Genomic DNA, 17,552 nt, shown 5'->3' with positions numbered 1-17,552 from the left:
GCAAACTATAACGCAATCAAATCAGATGTACAGAGTTTGTGCACTCCAACATAAAAAATGGCTTTGACTAGTAGGAAAGTATGATAGATTATTCAAACAAAAATAATATATTAGCTTAATAATCAATAAGATTTAGTTAATAAATTTTAAGATTTAGTTTACGGATTTTGCCATAACCTTTATTGGCACTCAGGTTACACTTTGTAATCGACAGATAAGGAGATCAATTTGAAATCCACGTTAGTCGCTCAACCTTGGCTCGGCGCACTGCTTTTGCTGATGACACTTCAAGCTCCGCTCGCCAATGCCTTTTCCAGTTCAGACGCCTGTGTGATTACCATGGGGTATCGCACCAGCGAACGCTTACCTTTTATTGGAGATGAGCCCAATAACACGGGATTTTATCACGACCTTTACCAAGCGGCGGCGGACAAGATTGGCTGCAAACTCAATGTGGTGCGCGCACCTAAATTACGCATACTGCGGGATCTCAAGCTCGGCAATATCGACTTTTATCCCGGGCTTAACTTCACCGAAGATCGGGCTAAATACGCGCACTTTATCCCTAATGGACTTTCGGAACGCGCCATAGGCATTAGCCGTGCGGGCGCCGCCGATATTCGCTCGATTGAGCAGTTGGTCAACAACAAGATGACCCTCTTAATCGCCCCCGGCAGTTACGACTTTGGCGGCCTGCCGGACAAAATACAAGTACGTAAACCGCCTGAACTCAATGTGTCTAAAGCCTTGGATTATTTGCTTTCAAACCAAGGGGATTTTTTCATCTACGATCAAACCACGCTGCATTATTACCTTAACGATCGCGACCCCACTCAGTTCAAACTCCACTATAACTGCTGCCAATCAGCGCAGGAAATGTACCTCGGCTTCTCGAAAAAAAGCCGTCACTACCGCGGTAGGCACAACCCAAACTATCGCGCCGATAACCCCATCAGCCCAGACAATAGCCCCACAGTGTTAGCGCCTGATTCTAAAGCTTTCCAGTTTGCCAAAGCACTCGCCGCCATGGATTCCCAAGGCGAAACTCAGCGGCTGTATAGCAAGTATTTTGGTTAGCTCGCATCTTAAAAACTCATCCCACCTTTGACGGCCGATAACGCAGGTTCCATTGATACGCTTATCGATGATTGATGATTGATGATTGATGATTGATGATTGATGATTGATGATTGATGATTGATGATTGATGATTGATGATTGATGATTGATGATTGATGAGCACAATGTTTAAAGAGTCAAAGAAAATCATGGCCTAAGTGATTCAAGTGCGAGGAATTTACCTTCTGCTCAAGCTCAATTCTGTTTTTAACCCGCTTTGTTGCCCTCTGCGACAATATGCCGCACCTGTCACTCTTAGATGCTCTTTATAATGCAGCGCAATTAATCCAAGTGAATGGAAGACAATAAGATGGCTGCAAATTCTGCGTATTTATCTCACCCGTTTAACACTTCAGTAATTTCCTCATCCCTCGCAATCGCCATGGGCTTATCGTTAGCACCGCAGGCAATGGCCGATGACAGCGAGTTAGCCAATATTGAACGCTTAGAAGTCCACGGCCAACAGACCGAAAACCGCAACACGCTAGGTTCGGCTGAAAACCTGCTGAAAGGACAAGGAGTAGATTTCTCCGAAGCGGGTGGCGTATCAGCTCTGCCTATTCTCAATGGCATGATGGGCGATCGCATTAAAGTGTTAGTTGATGGTGCGGACATTACAGCCTCCTGCGCCAATCAAATGAATCCACCGCTGTCCTATATTTCCGCCAATCAAGTCACCACAGCCGAAGTGATTGCGGGTGTATCGCCAGTCAGCGCGGGTGGCGACAATATCGCGGGTGTGATCAAAGTCAGCAGCCTTAATCCTAAATTTGGCGAAAGCGATAGCATCAAGTGGAATAACGGCGATATCTCAACGGGATACCGCAGCGTGAGTGATACCTTGCTACTGGGCACCAATGCCACAGTTGCCGGCAAAAATATCAGCCTAAGCTATCAAGGCGCCTATGAAGATGCCAACAGCTATAAAGATGGCAATGGCGATAAAGTCATCGATACCCTGTACCGCGCACAAAACCATGCATTGACCGCCGCATGGCGCGATGAGACTCAACAAGTCGCCATCAAACTGACCCATCAGAATATTCCATTTCAAGGTTTTGCTAACCAATACATGGATATGACGGATAACAAGAGTTACGGTGCCCTCGCCCATTATCAACTTAAACTCGACGATGACGGCGAGTTCAGCGCCCAATTCAATTGGCACGGCGTGAAGCACGAGATGGGCTTTTTCACCCCAGAAAAAACCGGCAAGATGCCGATGAACACTGAAGGTGATGACTACAGCTATCAACTGCACTGGCGCTTGCCAATGGGCGATGACAGCACCTTACTGGTCGGCCAAGAATTCTATAGCTACCAGCTCGACGATGTGTGGCCTGCGGTGCCAGGCACTATGATGGCGCCGAATGATTACATCAACATCAACGATGGCGAACGTCGCCGCGCCGCCGTTTATGGCGAATGGCAGCAAGATTTAAGCCCTAGCTGGTGGTTATCGGCGGGTGTTCGCTTTGAGTATGTCACCACCAATACCGGTGAAGTCCAAGCTTATAGTGACATGCCAATGATGGGCATGCCGAATATGGATGCCGCTGCGGCGCAGGCCTTTAACGAGATGGACAGAAAACGTGATGATAATCTGATCGACGCCACCTTACTGGCTCGCTATCAGTTATCGGCCAATCAACAACTTGAGTTTGGCCTTGCCCGCAAGAATCGAGCCCCCAATCTGTACGAGCGTTACAGCTGGGGCCGCGGCACTATGGCAACCACTATGATAGGTTGGTATGGCGATGGTAATGGTTATGTAGGTAATCCAGATCTTAAGCCAGAAACTGCCCATACCCTGAGCGCGGCCTACAAATATAACGGTGATAGCTGGCAAGTCTCGACCACAGCTTGGTACACAGCGGTGACTGACTATATCGATGCCGAAGTGATTGGCAGTTTTAATCGCACTAGTTCAGCTGATGGCAAACGCAATATTCTTCAATTCACTAACTTAGATGCCAATCTCTATGGTGCACGCTTTAATGCGCTCTATCAGTTTGCTGAAACCAGCACAGGTAAATGGCAAGTGTTAGGCAAAGTGAATGTGACCCGTGGTGAGCGAGATGAAGGCAATGAGCCTTTATATCAAATCAAGCCGCTGCAAACTGAGCTGGCACTGCAACATCAGCTCGGTAACTGGGAAAACAGCCTTTCATGGCAATGGGTTGCGACCAAAGATCGCGTGGATGACCGCCGCCTTGAAAATGAAACCGATAGCTACTCCTTGCTTAACTTAAACAGCAGCATGAAATGGCAGGCTCTGACTGTTACCTTCGCCGTGAATAACCTGTTCGACAGTTACTATGAGCTGCCGTTGGGCGGCGTGAGTGTGGCGGAATTTAAGGCCGATAATACCAATGGCTTTAACCAGATTGCCGGCGCAGGCCGCTCGTTCGAACTCAGCGCAAGCTATGCGTTTTAACGACCGATTTTAAAGACACTGTTTTTAATAACATCGTTTTTAACCACATGGCTTTTTAACGACACGGTTTTTTAGGGCGAATAACTCTAATCCAAACGTTAAACAAAAAGGGCAAGCAGATTAAGTGATTAATCGCTTGCCCTTTTTTATGCTCAAACCACATTCATGCCACTGACACTAGAGTACAGGCACTAAAGCTCTAAGACGACTTAAGCACTATGCACAAAGAGTAAAACTATGGATTAGTTACCCGCAATCTTCATTTCAGATAACAAGATGCCGCCGGTACGAATCGATGAGCGCAGATCAAAATCCTTACTCACGGCTTGCACACCACGGAACATCTCTTTCAAGTTACCCGCGATAGTGATTTCTTCCACTGGATATTGGATCTCACCGTTTTCAACGTAGAAGCCTGCCGCACCACGGGAATAATCGCCCGTAACCATGTTCACGCCTTGGCCCATAACTTCGGTCACAATCAAACCTGTGCCCATGTCTTTTACCAATTCGTCGAAGGTTTGGCCTGTGTGGCCGAGCGTCCAGTTATAAATACCACCCGCGTGACCCGTGTTGGTTAAGCCTAACTTGCGCGCCGAGTAGCTGGTCAGCAAATAGGTTTCTAACATGCCGCGGTCAATAATCCGTCTATCTTGGGTCGACACGCCTTCGCTGTCGTAGTTCGCGCTCGCCAGTGCGCCCAGTAAATGCGGCTGTTCTTCGATATTGAACCAATCGGGGAAGATTTGAGTGTTGATCGAATCCAATAAGAAACTGGATTTACGGTATAAACTGCCACCGCTGATCGCACCGATGAAGTGGCCGATTAACCCTGTGGCGATATCTGGCGCCAATAAAATAGGTAAACGCGTTGTCGCAATCTTACGCGCACCGAGGCGACTTACTGTCTTCTCGGCGGTCTTTAAACCGACCGTTTCAGGTGCAAGCATCTCGCTGAATTCACGGGCGATAGTGTAATCGTAATCCCGTTGCATATTGCCTTCGCTATCTTCACCGATCACGCTGCAACTTAAACTATAACGCGAGCTGCAATAACCGTTTAAGAAACCGTGGCTGTTGCCATACACTTTAACCGCAGTGTGAGCATTGGCACTGGCGCCGTCGGAATTATTAATGCGCGGATCGGCATCAAGCGCCGCAGTTTCGGCGCGGATCGCCAGTTGGGCTAACTCATCGGGGGAAATATCTTGTGGATAATACAGCTGAAGATCGCGGATCTGAGTTGCCATCAAGGCTTTATCGGCAAGACCACTGAAGGGATCGGGCGAAGTGTAACGGGCAATATCGTCAGCCGCTTTCACCGCTAAGGCTATGGCCTCTGGACTTAAATCCGACGTCGATGAACTGCCCTTGCAACCATCGCGGTAAACCGTAATCCCTAAGGCACCATCTTTATTAAATTCAACGGTTTCAACTTCTTTTAAACGGGTAGAAACCGACAAACCTTGTTGTTTACTGATCGCCACTTCGGCAGCGTTCGTTCCTAATTTGTTGGCATATTCCAGCGCCACGGCCACCGCATCTTTCAGCGCGCCCAATTCACTATCGATTCTGTTCAAAGACACAAAGCTACTCTTTCGTTGTCGGCAATGACGCTAGCATAACAAACACAAATCCCATTCACATTAATTATTCACCGCCGACTTAGGCTTGAGCGCGTATCCTAAGCACATTCACCTAGGCGATTTTTGGCTGGAGATGTTATTATTAGCCAGTTATTTACTTGAGGTTTTATCGATATGAAGATTGTTGGTGATTCAGAACATTTTAAACAGCCCTACGACATAGATGAAGATTATGTCAGCAGTAAAACAACGGACAAGCGTGATAGTGAAGCCGTGCAAAAAGTCGGTATGGAGCTTGTTTCACTGAGCAAGACTCAGCTAGATAAAATCGAGCTGGATGAGTTTTTGTACGACGCTATCCTGCAAACACGCAAAATCAAGGTTAATACTGAGGCGTATCGTCGCCACATGCAGTATATCGGCAAATTGATGCGTAATTTTGATATCGAGCCTATTAAGGCTTCACTCGCTATCGTGTTGAATAAAAACAACAACGAAACTGCGAAGTTGCAGATGTTCGAAAAAATGCGTGAACGCTTACTCACCCAAGGTGATGCTGAAATTCAAACCTTAGTTGAGCATTATCCGCAATTAGACAGACAAAAACTGCGTACTTTGGTGCGTCAAGCGACCAAAGAACTGGCCAAAGGTCCAGAATCAAAATCATCTAAAGAGCTGTTTAAATATCTACGCAGCGAAATCCAAGACTAATTAACTTCAGCCCCACAAGGATGTTGCTTATGCGACTTAGCAAAACGTTATGTAGCCTAGCTTTGCTTTTTATTGGACTATTTGGACTCGGGGCCTGTAACGGCCCTGCGGACGAAGATAACGGTGGCACAGATGCCACTGACGGTATCTATAAACTGTCTATCGACTTTAAAACCTTATCGGGTTCTGAATGCGGCAGTGTTACTTCACTCCAAAGTTTCCCTAAAGACACAGGCTTTTGCGCAGTCGCGAAGTTAAAGAAAGGCTCAGCTACAGTAAGCAAGCAGAAAGTCGACTTTACGACAGACCTTGGTGTATTAACACCTAATAGCAAACTAACAGACAATAACGGTGAAGCCATTATTATCGTTAGTAATCCTGATTTACTTGTCAATGCAGGGATAATTACTGCAACGACAACCCCAAATGATTCCACAACGGCGCTAACAGCTACCCGCAATTTTGAGTTTTTAGTTGTTAGCGATGGTACCTCTCCTGCCGTTCCTAAACTCAGCGCCAGTATTTTAAATAGCTCAGCCTTAGTGACTCGCTTCAAAGTCGATGAGTCGGTACAACTGCAAGCCATATTGCTCGATAGCGAAAGCAACGGCATCGAAGGCGCGAAAGTGACGTTCGCCGCAGGTTCTGCAGCGCTGAATCCTGCAAGTGCGCTGACCAACACCCAAGGTATTGCGCAGGTGCCCTATACGCCAAGTGCAACTGAATTAGGGGCAAACTCCCTCACAGTAACAGTGGACTATCAAGGTCAATCGTTGCAAACCAGCAGTCTGTATGAAGTTTTGAGTAAAGATGCCGTCAATCAAGAAGGTACGCTGAAACTCGGCTCATTCAATGGCGCTGTCTTTACTGAAGGTAAACTGGTGAGCACCTTAACCGCCGATGCCAATGGCGCATATAAGATCAGCGCAGGCGGCAGCTTTGGGGTGACCGCAAGTTTAGTCTTAGAGGCCAATGACGGTACTATTACCCGAGTGCAAACACCCTCTTCCATCAGCTTTAGCTCAGATTGCACCAGCAGTAATAGTGCGACACTCGATACCCCAGTTACGACCTTATCGGGTAATGCGAGCTCAACCTTCCAAGACACAAGTTGCAGTGGCAACAGTGAACGTAGCGACCAAATCATCGCCACGACAGTAGCAGGCAATCAGACGCTAACGGCAAATTTCCCGTTCACACTACAACGCCAAACGCTTGCCAGCTTAAGTTTTGAGTCAGCAGAGCCAGCACAAATTCGCATTAAAGGTGCGGGCGGCACAGGTGCAAGCGAATCCTCTTTAGTCAGCTTCAAAGTCACCAGCGCCAATGGCCAACCCGCAGCGCAGCAAGAAGTCAGCTTTACCTTAGACACTGTGGTTGGTGGTTTAAGTTTTGCTAATGGCACTGCGAATGCGCAAAGCCTGACTAACTCCCAAGGTATCGCCAGTGTGCGCGTATTATCCGGCACTGTCCCCACACCTGTGCGCGTGGTCGCTACCGCCGTTGATACTGATACTAAAGAAGTCATCACTAGCCAATCTGAACAATTAACTGTAAATACTGGTCTACCGCAACAGCTTGGGTTTAGTCTAGCGACTACGAATGCCAATCCTGAAGCGGGTAATGTAGATGGTGAAAAAGTCACAGTGACAGCAAGACTGTCCGATAGTTTTGGCAACCCAGCGCCAAATGACACAACAGTTAACTTTACCAGTGAAGGCGGCCAAATAGAGCCAAGCTGCTTAACCCAAAATGGAGCCTGTAGCGTCACTTGGACCTCGAGCGATCCTAGGCCTCAGGACCACCGTATAACTGTGCTAGCTTATGCGTTAGGCCATGAAACTTTTTTCGATACTAATGGTAACAACCAGTTTGATTCAGCCGATGGCGGTGCAATTCTAAAAGCCTGCATAATGAATGGCGCCCCCGTTTCCTGTCGTGGTAACGGCCTAGATGTAGAAACATTCCACAGCTCAGGTTTTAGCGATTTGCCGACAGCCTTTCGCGATGATAACGAAAACTTCGCCTATGATAGCGGTGAACGTTATTTCGATAACCTCGCTAGCGACACCTACAAAGGTGCCGATGGCAAGTTTAACGGTCCTCAATGTCAAGGCGCGCTCTGTGGGACAGGACAAGCCAATAAAACTTACGTCCGCAAAGCTGTCGTGATGATAATGTCTGGCTCGAAAGCGTATTTCACACTGTGGCAAGATGGTGTCAAAGTATATGAAGATCACCAAGGTCAAAATATTCTTAACAATCTTGATTCGTTAACGGCCATACCAGCTGGGCAAACATCCAAATTTATCGTAAAACTCTACGATAGTGCCGATCAAATTATGCCCTCTAGTACAACGCTTAATGTAGATGCAGATAAAGGTGAATTACTGTCATCGCCTTATACTGTGCCTAAAACGAATGATGCGAATGCAAGTATGACGGACTTTTACCTCAAAAATACTGAAACCGCTAGCAGCCAAGTGGTGCTAACAGTGAACACACCTCGTGGTGTCCAAACCCTACTTAAGTTCAATATTCTGCTGCAATAATAGCTAATTAACACATAAGCAAAAGACCCGCGAATGCGGGTCTTTTCAATTGGACGTTTGATTAGAAGGCTATGCTGCCTCAATCAAACCCTTGTCAGTTGTTAGCAATAGCTGCGACGCTATGATCCTATGCAGCAACTAATTGTGTAACTCTACTGCTCGGCGTAAACGTATGCTACGCAGGGCTAGATATAAAGCTCCCACGGCAGCCCAAATTAATCCCAATTCTAATGACTGTGGCTCTAAGTTTGCCCAAAGCACGCCAATAGTACCCGCGCCACACAGGGGCAGCACTAAGTATTGCAGGTGATCTTTAAAGGATTGATTACGTCGCTCCCTCACATAAAACTGCACTATGACGGCTAAGTTCACGAAGGTGAACGCCACTAAGGCGCCAAAATTCACTAAGGCTAAGGCCATTTCCAAATCAAATGATACCGCAGACAGCGCCAGCGCTCCCACCAACAAGACATTAAATGCAGGGGTACGCCACTTAGGGTGGATATAAGCAAACCCTTTACGTGGCAGCATGTTATCTCGCCCCATTACATACAAAATCCGTGCAACGCCAGCGTGGGCAGCCATGCCGGATGCCAACACGGCTACTGTAGTCGCCACTAATACGATGGACTGAAATAGGTTTCCTCCAACGTAGAGTGCGATTTCGGGCAATACTGCATCAAGCTGTTGAAAGCGGGAAATATCGGGGAAATAAAGCTGAAGGAAATAAGACACGCCGACAAAAATCACCCCACCAATCAAGGCAGTCAACACGATAGCACGAGGAATAACACGCTGCGCATCCTTCGTTTCTTCAGTCAGCGAGCTCAAACCGTCGAAGCCGAGGAAGGAAAAACACAAAATAGTGGCGCCAGTAAATAACGGCACTATCGCCATATTATCGGTATAAAAAGGCCGTACGCTCGCAATCGCACCTTCGCCTTCACCAAGGGAAATGCTATAGGCCATTAATGCTATAAACACGAGGATAATGGCGATCTGCACAAACACTATCACACCATTAAAGTTAGCCACCAAATCAATCCCTTTAAGATTGAGCAGGGTCATTATGGTCACGAGTGCGAAAATGAAGATCCAAGGTTCGACAGTGGGGAACATGGCGGTTAAATAGATTTTTGCCAACAACATGTTGATCATTGGCATAAACATATAATCAAGCAGTGACGACCAGCCCACCATAAAGCCGACATTCGGACTAAAGGTTTTCTGGGCGTAGGTGTAGGCTGATCCCGCGTAGGGATATTTACGCACTAAGTGGCCATAACTGAACGCGGTAAACAAAATTCCCGCCAGCGCGAATAGATAAGACGTAGCCACATGGCCAGAGGTAATCTCGGAAACAATACCAAAGGTGTCAAAAACAGCCATAGGCGTGAGATAGGCGAGCCCCATCACTACCACTTGCCATAAATTAAGGGTCTGCTTCAAACCCGGTTTGTGTTGACTCATGAGCACGCCCCCATTGCACAGGGGTGAACAGCTAACCATGCATCTGCAATTGGTTCTGGCATGTGACTCACCATCAGCACTTTAGGCTTAATGGCTAACTCAACAACTTGATTTACGACAATGACCGAAAATTCGGCGCACAACAGCCACATTGATTTGTCCTCATTAAAATAGGTTCAGTCGAACCTCATATCATTTCCGGATGTTTACCGGCCTCAATTGTTTTAAAACGCATACTCTCTAAATAAAAATAACCGAGATACTGAGTACCTCGGCCATTTTTTCGGCGCGCATTCTCCCCCAAAACCAATAAGAAGACAACCCAACAAGGGCACTTTGCTGGCTATCTGCGCGATGAGAGTTAACTTAACGGAATAAGCAGGGATAAGCTCAAGACAGGATAATTTTTCATTTGTATTAAATTTGTTATTGGAAATGAAGCAGATATAGATATAATCGTTCGGCAAAACTAAACAGGGGCCGTTTAATTTGCGAAGCGACTGCTTCATTTGTTTTATCGCATCAAAAGGAAGATGACATGCGTAAAATTACTTTAATCTCTCTGGCCATTGGCAGCTGTTTTCTCGCCGCCTGCGCCGCAAAACCACCTATTATCGCTCAAGAAAAAACCGTTGAAATCGATGGTATTAACTTAGTTTTTGGTGGCAGTTTTGATACAGAACGCAAAAATATTTCACTCTCAGTGAATGGCGACTCTGTTATGAAAGGCACTTTCCCTCCTTATACTCCGACTCAACATTTGAGCGGCAAATACAAGGATTTCAAGATTTCTAGCCAATGCTATTTCGGCTCAGTGCTCAGCAGCCAAGGTGGCGCATTTGGCGCGATTGCCGGCGTCATTCAAGCGACTAAGTCGAGCTCAGGCGATAAGTGCGATATGCTCGTGGATGGTAAAATTGTTGAAAGTCTCTACTTCTAAAGATTAATTCCAGAAGTACCTAAACTGCCCCTGTAAAGTACAAGACCTGTAAACACTCGCGAGATGCTCTGTCCCGCGAGTCCCATCAAAGCTGATTAGCTTCAGCCAACAATCTCGCTCTGCGCTTAATACCTAAGAAAGCTAAGCCGAAGAAAACCGCAAATAAGCCCCAGAGTTGTAGCCACTTGGGCATCACACTCGCCCAACTTGCGCCCATTTGATTGAGTTCTAACATGCCCATAATTGCGGGAACGGCAGGGATAAACTGCGAACCTAAAACCAGTGGTTCAGGAATGAGCGCTATCGGCCAGACAAAACCTGACACGAATAGAATTGGCATTGAAATCAACAGTAGCACTTGGGTCGGTAAATCGCGGCGGGTAAACAAGGTGCTCATGGCGACCCCAGCAGCGGCGGTAGCCAATAAAAAAGGTAACAACCATAACGCGACAACACCCAGACTTGCCTGAATGCTGACGTGATACCAGTGATAACAATAGCCGACGTAAAAACTAGTAAAGAAAAGATAAATCAACATGAAGGCGAGTATTCGCCCACATAAAAGTTGTATGGGCGAGGCCTGCTGCCAATAGCCTTTCTGGCGCCATTGCCCTGCCCCTAAAATACCTGTGCCTATGAGCAAGGTTTGATGCAAGATCAGCAAAAATAGTCCAGGTACTACATAGGGCGTATAACCTAGGCTTGGGTTAAAGGCGGGCACGCTATTGAGGTGAATTGAGTTGACACTCTGCTCAGCCTGTTTAGGATTTGTGCCTTGGGCCAACATGCCAATCAATTGCACTTGCTTGCCCGCGTCCATACCCGCGCTCACTAAGCCTTCGACAACCGCGGAGTAAATCAGGAAATAACTGGCATCGCCGCCATAACTTAACGTCACTCCCTTACCCAGCATTAAGTCACGGCGGAAACCTTCTGGGATCACCAGTAAGCCGTGGGCCTTGCGCGTCTCAATAAAACGCTTCGCCTCGGTAATCGAACCCACTTGGCCTATGACTTGGATTTTTGCACTAGCGTCAGCATGGCGGATCAACTGGCGGCTTAGGGAGGAATGATCTAAATCTACCACGATCAGTTGTTGCTCGGTCGGCACTTGGTTCAGATAAGGTAAAGGATATAAAATCGAATAAAACAGCACACCACCAAACAAGGTCACTGCGATCGCTTTATCGCTAATAATGGCCTTAAGTTCAGTTAATATCAGTCGCCACATATTCATCCTATTGCTCCTTCGCAGGTAAGGCTGCGTCCGAGTCATATGCAGTCACGATAGTATTGGCGGTGATCGTGATGGGCAGTAATTTACGCGATAGAAAATATATCAAAGGCAGCAAACAGATAAAGCCCCAATAACCGCTGAGCTGGCTCGCCACATTAGGCCAATCGGCGCCATAACTGACGACACTCACATGGGACTCAATATAATGGCTCGATGGCATGATAAGTCGCCACCACTGGGCTAATTGCGGCATTTCGTGAGTCGGAAAAGTAATGCCCATAAAAGCAAACGCTGGCGCAAATAAAGCGGTACAAAAGCTGATGACCCGCGCACTGTCACGCATCACTACAAATATTAATAACACTAAGCTCCAGACTGCCAATAACATAACTAATTGCGCGAGCAATAATAGGGCTAAACTCCCCGCCATCGGCAGAGCAAGATACAAATACAGCCAAGCTAAAATAAAGCCGCCCTGCAGCATCAATATCGGCGTAAACAACACTAATTTCGCCAGCACCTTAGGCCAAAAATGCTCGGTTAAGGTATTCGATATACCATTGATCTGAGTCGTGGGCGCTAAATGCAGCTCTCGATTTAAGCTGTTGGCCATGACCAACATAGATAATAACTGCCACAGCGCAACGAGCACTGGCGGCACTAAGAAGCCTATGTAGTTGTTATTTCGGTTAAACAGCGCCGTTGTTTGGCTTTTGACTGGGCTTAAATTGACTGCCACTTGGGATTTAGGTGTACCGTTGGCGAGCTGTTTTAAACCCGCGACGTGCAATAAACCGTCACCCAGACTCAACTGAATTTGGCTTGAGAGTAACTTACCCACCAGCAAAAATTGACTGTTGTAGCGCACATCTATGGTGGGCTTGTGGCCAGTGAGCAAATCTTTTTTCATATCATAGGGAAAGACCACGATAGCGTAGACTTTCGCCTGCTGCATCGCCGACACAGCCGCGGCTAAATCGGTGAAGTTTTGTGGCTCTGTCACAGGATTAGCCTTCAGCTGACGGGTCAGCATACGGCTCAACTGACTGTGGTCTTGATCGACAATCGCCACCGGCAGTTGCCTTGGTAAGCCTGCACTGAATAGCCACCACAGGCAGAAAATCCCGATCAGCGGAATATAACTGATCAGCGCCAACTGCCAAGGATCGCGCCACAGGGCACTGAGCTCACGGCGAACTAACGCGATGAGCAAGGCCATAAAGCTTCTGCTCGATGGCTGTGATTCATCCTTAGTCTTGTCGACCGTATTGGCGTTGGGCGTGCGTTCAGTCACGGCTGTTACTCACTGCGCAGCAACACAGACATACCGACACGCAGATCGGCAATCGGCTGGCTTGGACGCAATTCCACTTCGAAGGTGCGCATATCAAAATCGTGGCCGCTCTCGGTCGAGCGCCATGTCGCAAAATCCCCCATCACGCTGATATGGGACACAGTAAAGTCCACATCTTGCCCGAGCGCAGGAATATTCAGCTGAACTTTTTGGCCTTGCTTGAAGCGCTTAAGTTGATCTTCGCGCACTTGGAACACGGCCCATGAATCCTGCATGTCAATCAGGCTCACAATCGGAAAACCGCTAGGCGCTAATTCACCCGCCTGCAATAGCACGTCGCTGATTTCACCCGATTTAGGCGCGCGCATTTGGCTATCTTGCATAATGGCGTTGACTTCTTTTACCGCACCTTCGGCCATACGGGCGTTACCGGCGGCAGCGGCTTTGGTTTCGACCCGCGCGCCTTCCTGCGCCATTTGATACATGGCTAACGCCGCTTGCTCTGTGTATTTCGCCGCTTGCCATTGGGTAAAGGCTTCATCGCGTTTTTGTCTCGCGGCCACTCCTTCATTGAAGAGGTTTTCAACGCGGATATAAGTGGTTTTAGCCAGCGTTGCCGCTGCCTGTGCCTTGAGCCATTGCTCTTTGGCCGCCATCACTTCTTGGCTACGGGCGCCGTTGTTGGCTTCAAGCTGCATCGCTTTAGCGGCATCACGGCCACCTTCGGCCTGCATCAACTTAGCATCTAACTCAGGGCTGTGGATGGCGAACAACAAATCCCCTTCGGCCACACTGTCACCACGGCGCACCAGCACTTGCTCAACACGGCCTGGCACCTTAGAGGAGACATTGTATTCGCGGGCTTCAATCTGGCCCTGCAACAGGCTCGGCTGCGGACTGTACGCCAGCTTGAGGCCATAGGCCAAGATAAGGCCTAATGCGACCAACGCCACAAGGGCAAGTATTCTGTTAGCGCGCATTGTTTGTCTCCTGCACTTGGGTAGGGGCTGTGGTTTGAGCTGAGTTTCGAACTATGGTACGACCGATAAATTCATCTAATTGACCACTGATGGCCATTAATCTGGCATAGGCTTGCACATAACGATAACGGGCGGCCAGTTGCTGAGTCTTGACTGCGCTGAGTTTCAGCTCGGCATCGACTCTGTCGATAGAAGTTGAAAGCCCTTGATTAAAGGCGATTTCCCGCAGGCGCAGGTTTTCGCTGGCGAGTTCGAGTGAGGTATCCAGCGCCTTCACTTCTTCTTCGGCCTGTAATAATTGGCGATAACTTTGATCCAGTAACAGACTCAAGTCTTGCCGTGTTTGCGCCTTGGTATAACGGGCCTGCAAGAGTGCACTCTTGGCGGCTTCGACCTTACCACTGCGACCATCGCGGCTTAGAATAGGCACTTTCACACCGACGCCGACCATCCAATCGGGCTCTACCTGAGAAAACAGGCTGTCATCTTCGTAAAGTGTATAATTACCAAAAAGGAAAACCGTGGGGTGATACTTACCCTGTTCTAATGAAACCAAGCCATTGGCCTGCGCTTCCTTGGCTTCGAGCAATTTAAGCGCTGGATGTTGGCTCAGCGTCACTTGGGTGAGCTGACCTAAAGACGGCGCATGCGGCAAGACAAATAGAGGTGACTCAGTACCAACATCGCTTTGCTGCAACATGCGCGACAGGGCGATAACTGCCATTTCGTGCTGACGGCGAGCGCTGCCTAAATTGACTTTGGCATTATCTAACGCGACCTGCGCATTGAGGCGCTCAACCTTAGCGATTTGCCCTTCTCGCTCTAACGCGAGCGCATGGTCAACATGCTTAGTTAAAGAGCCAACAAGATCGGTTTGGGTATTCACCAGCGCCAGCGTGACATCAACGGCATAGTATCTGTCGACCAATAGGGTAAATAAATCCCGGGTGGCGAGCTGTAACTCTTGTTGCTTCTCGGCCACCATAGCCGCGTGTATACCTTGGGCTGCGGTGATCTGCCCGCCCGTATAAATCGGCCACATGGCTTGTAAGCTCGCGCGGAAGATATCTTGCTCGGTAAAAGGCGTGACAAACATTGACCCCGGAATGCTCGCCAGAGCACCGCCAAGGGCGGGTGGTAACGTCGCGGGATCAAGGGAGGCTAAGGGATTGAGATCCCGAAGATCCAGTTCAATCGGTTTTTCGAGGTGGGTATAACTGCCATTAAGGCTCAAGGAGGGCAGATTTAAGCTCTCGCCCGCCTCTTCTTCACCTTTAGCGCGATTCACTTCCTGGGATTGCGCTTGCAACTTGTCGCTCACCTTGAGCACTTGTTGCCAAGCGTCGGTGAAGCTCGTGGGCTGGGCATAACCAGCCAAAGGCAATAAACAAGGCAAGGGCAGTAAACACAGCCAAGCCACACGTGATAGTTTCATTAACACCTCTAGAGTAGTTACTCTAATTTCCTTTGCGAATGATAACATCCATCATGCTAAGCGGCTAGAAGGACGACCACAGAGGATCGGACCTAGCACTCTGCGACCGAGCGACTAAGGCGATTTATCTCAGTTTTGCTCCTTGGCGCTCAACATGCTCATGCGCTTAAGCATGAACATACATTTCAATATGAGCCTAAAGCCGAACAAAGCCTTGCCAGTTACCACGCTTATCGCCATCGCGCATCTACAAGCTCAACGAATACTAAGCCGTACCACCCACTGTTAAGCGATCTAACTTCAAGGTGGGTTGGCCTACGCCTACGGGGACACTTTGACCGTCTTTACCGCAAACGCCAACACCTTGATCTAAAGCCATATCGTTACCGACCATAGAAATCTGGCTCATAGCCTCAGGGCCGTTACCGATTAAAGTGGCGCCTTTAATGGCTTGTGTGACTTCACCATTCTCAATCAAATAGGCCTCGGATGCGGAGAACACAAATTTACCCGAAGTGATATCCACTTGGCCACCGCCAAAGTTCGGGGCGTAAATGCCCTTCTTCACTGACTTGATGATCTCGCTTGGATCCGACTCACCCGCCGTCATATAGGTGTTAGTCATACGTGGCATAGGTAAATGCGCGTAAGATTCGCGACGACCATTACCCGTTGGCGCAACGCCCATCAAACGAGCATTGAGTTTGTCTTGGATGTAACCCTTTAAAATACCGTCTTCAATCAGTACGGTTCTTTGGGTCGGCACACCTTCATCGTCGATGCTGAGTGAACCGCGACGATTAGGCAAGGTGCCATCATCGACCACAGTCACTAACTTAGAGGCGACTAACTGACCCATCTTACCGCTGAAAGCACTGCTGCCCTTACGGTTAAAGTCGCCCTCTAAACCATGTCCAACCGCTTCGTGGAGCAATACACCCGGCCAGCCATTACCTAACACCACTGGCATTTCGCCCGCTGGCGCATCGATAGCGTTAAGGTTGACCTGTGCTTGACGCACGGCTTCACGGGCAAAGGCGAAGCACATAGGTAAACCAGTGTCATCGCTTGCCATTAATACGCCGTAGTCATGACGACCACCGCCACCGGCGCCGCCACGTTCACGTTTACCGTTTTCTTCTAAGATCACGCTACAGTTAAAGCGCACTAAAGGGCGAATATCTGCCGCTAAAGTGCCATCGCTAGCAGCGATAAGGATTTCTTCGTGCACGCCCGCAAGACTAACAACGACTTGAATAATGCGGCTATCTAAACTGCGAATAAAGGCATCGGCTTCTTTCAGCAGATTGATTTTTTTGACTTCTTCCATCGCCGCAATCGGATCTAAGCTGTCGTATAATGCCAAGGCTTTTTGACGTTTAAAGGCTTGAACCTGAGTTTGCTCACCGGCACTGGCAATGCCGCGTGCGGCATGAGCGGCAGCGCTTAGGGCTGCTGGCGTAATATCATCGGCATAGGCGAAACCGGTTTTCTCACCGCTGATAGCACGCACGCCCACACCGCGTTCAATATGGAAACTACCGTCTTTAATGATGCCGTCTTCCAGCACCCAAGACTCGTGGCGACTACCTTGAAAATAGAGATCGGAATAATCGATTTTGTGCTGATGTATGGTGTTTAGATAGGTTTGTAGACCCTCTAACGCTAACCCATTCTTCAATAAACTTTGCTCTACTTGTGCTAAAAATGGCATCTATGCTCTCTTTGACCCCAAGGGATCTTGATATTCTGAGTGTAAATTCGCTGTACTAATTCTGTACGTAAATCGCT

At 48.2% G+C, this 17,552-nt stretch carries 12 protein-coding genes; 5 read left to right on the top strand and 7 right to left on the bottom strand.

Translation table 11 applies throughout. The annotated features are described in order from the left end of the window. The first annotated feature begins 228 nt into the window (after positions 1 to 228). Both Q4Q50_RS18090 and Q4Q50_RS18085 read left to right on the top strand, forming a co-directional pair. A complete protein-coding gene (locus Q4Q50_RS18090; RefSeq protein ID WP_311900499.1) occupies positions 229 to 1,077 on the top strand; it encodes a substrate-binding periplasmic protein in 849 nt (282 codons plus the stop codon). 352 nt (positions 1,078 to 1,429) lie between these two features. Continuing rightward, positions 1,430 to 3,556 carry a TonB-dependent receptor gene (locus Q4Q50_RS18085; protein ID WP_311900497.1) on the top strand — a complete coding sequence of 709 codons (2,127 nt, stop codon included), beginning with the start codon at positions 1,430 to 1,432 and terminating at the stop codon, positions 3,554 to 3,556. A gap of 242 nt (positions 3,557 to 3,798) precedes the next feature. Here the strand turns inward: Q4Q50_RS18085 and pmbA are convergent, their stop codons facing one another. After that, a complete protein-coding gene (gene pmbA, locus Q4Q50_RS18080; protein ID WP_311900495.1) occupies positions 3,799 to 5,142 on the bottom strand; it encodes a metalloprotease PmbA in 1,344 nt (447 codons plus the stop codon). A gap of 174 nt (positions 5,143 to 5,316) precedes the next feature. Here pmbA and yjgA point away from each other — a divergent pair, with 174 nt between their 5' ends. Together yjgA and Q4Q50_RS18070 are read left to right on the top strand one after the other, a co-directional pair. Further along, positions 5,317 to 5,853 (top strand): ribosome biogenesis factor YjgA, encoded by a 537-nt coding sequence (gene yjgA / locus Q4Q50_RS18075; RefSeq protein ID WP_006087030.1) that lies wholly within the window; start codon positions 5,317 to 5,319, stop codon positions 5,851 to 5,853. 29 nt (positions 5,854 to 5,882) lie between these two features. Continuing rightward, positions 5,883 to 8,405 carry an Ig-like domain-containing protein gene (locus Q4Q50_RS18070; protein ID WP_311900493.1) on the top strand — a complete coding sequence of 841 codons (2,523 nt, stop codon included), beginning with the start codon at positions 5,883 to 5,885 and terminating at the stop codon, positions 8,403 to 8,405. A gap of 138 nt (positions 8,406 to 8,543) precedes the next feature. Here the strand turns inward: Q4Q50_RS18070 and Q4Q50_RS18065 are convergent, their stop codons facing one another. Then, complete coding sequence (locus tag Q4Q50_RS18065) at positions 8,544 to 9,875, bottom strand: APC family permease (RefSeq protein ID WP_300478437.1); 1,332 nt, start codon at positions 9,873 to 9,875, stop codon at positions 8,544 to 8,546. Between the two features lie 538 nt (positions 9,876 to 10,413). Here Q4Q50_RS18065 and Q4Q50_RS18060 point away from each other — a divergent pair. Further along, positions 10,414 to 10,815, top strand: a complete 402-nt coding sequence (locus tag Q4Q50_RS18060; RefSeq protein WP_006083244.1) for a hypothetical protein — start codon at positions 10,414 to 10,416, stop codon at positions 10,813 to 10,815. A gap of 85 nt (positions 10,816 to 10,900) precedes the next feature. Here the strand turns inward: Q4Q50_RS18060 and Q4Q50_RS18055 are convergent, their stop codons facing one another. The 5 genes from Q4Q50_RS18055 to tldD form a co-directional block, all read right to left on the bottom strand. Further along, positions 10,901 to 12,052, bottom strand: coding sequence for an ABC transporter permease (locus Q4Q50_RS18055; RefSeq protein WP_311900491.1), 1,152 nt, complete (start codon positions 12,050 to 12,052; stop codon positions 10,901 to 10,903). Position 12,053: 1 nt separating this feature from the next. Further along, positions 12,054 to 13,271 (bottom strand): ABC transporter permease, encoded by a 1,218-nt coding sequence (locus tag Q4Q50_RS18050; protein ID WP_311900529.1) that lies wholly within the window; start codon positions 13,269 to 13,271, stop codon positions 12,054 to 12,056. Positions 13,272 to 13,351: 80 nt separating this feature from the next. After that, entirely contained in the window at positions 13,352 to 14,326 is a 975-nt protein-coding gene (locus tag Q4Q50_RS18045; protein ID WP_311900490.1) for an HlyD family secretion protein, read from the bottom strand. Further along, positions 14,316 to 15,761, bottom strand: coding sequence for a TolC family protein (locus tag Q4Q50_RS18040; RefSeq protein WP_311900489.1), 1,446 nt, complete (start codon positions 15,759 to 15,761; stop codon positions 14,316 to 14,318). The genes Q4Q50_RS18045 and Q4Q50_RS18040 overlap by 11 nt, the downstream gene beginning before the upstream one ends. Before the next feature lie 265 nt (positions 15,762 to 16,026). After that, positions 16,027 to 17,475: a metalloprotease TldD gene (gene tldD, locus Q4Q50_RS18035; RefSeq protein ID WP_011847928.1), complete on the bottom strand. Its 1,449-nt coding sequence runs from the start codon at positions 17,473 to 17,475 to the stop codon at positions 16,027 to 16,029. Positions 17,476 to 17,552 lie beyond the last annotated feature (77 nt).

The sequence above is a fragment of the Shewanella scandinavica genome (genome assembly GCF_031932065.1).
Lineage (GTDB): Bacteria > Pseudomonadota > Gammaproteobacteria > Enterobacterales > Shewanellaceae > Shewanella > Shewanella baltica.
The sequence above is the reverse complement of the archived record's forward strand: the minus strand, read 5'-3'. Positions and strand labels throughout refer to the sequence as shown.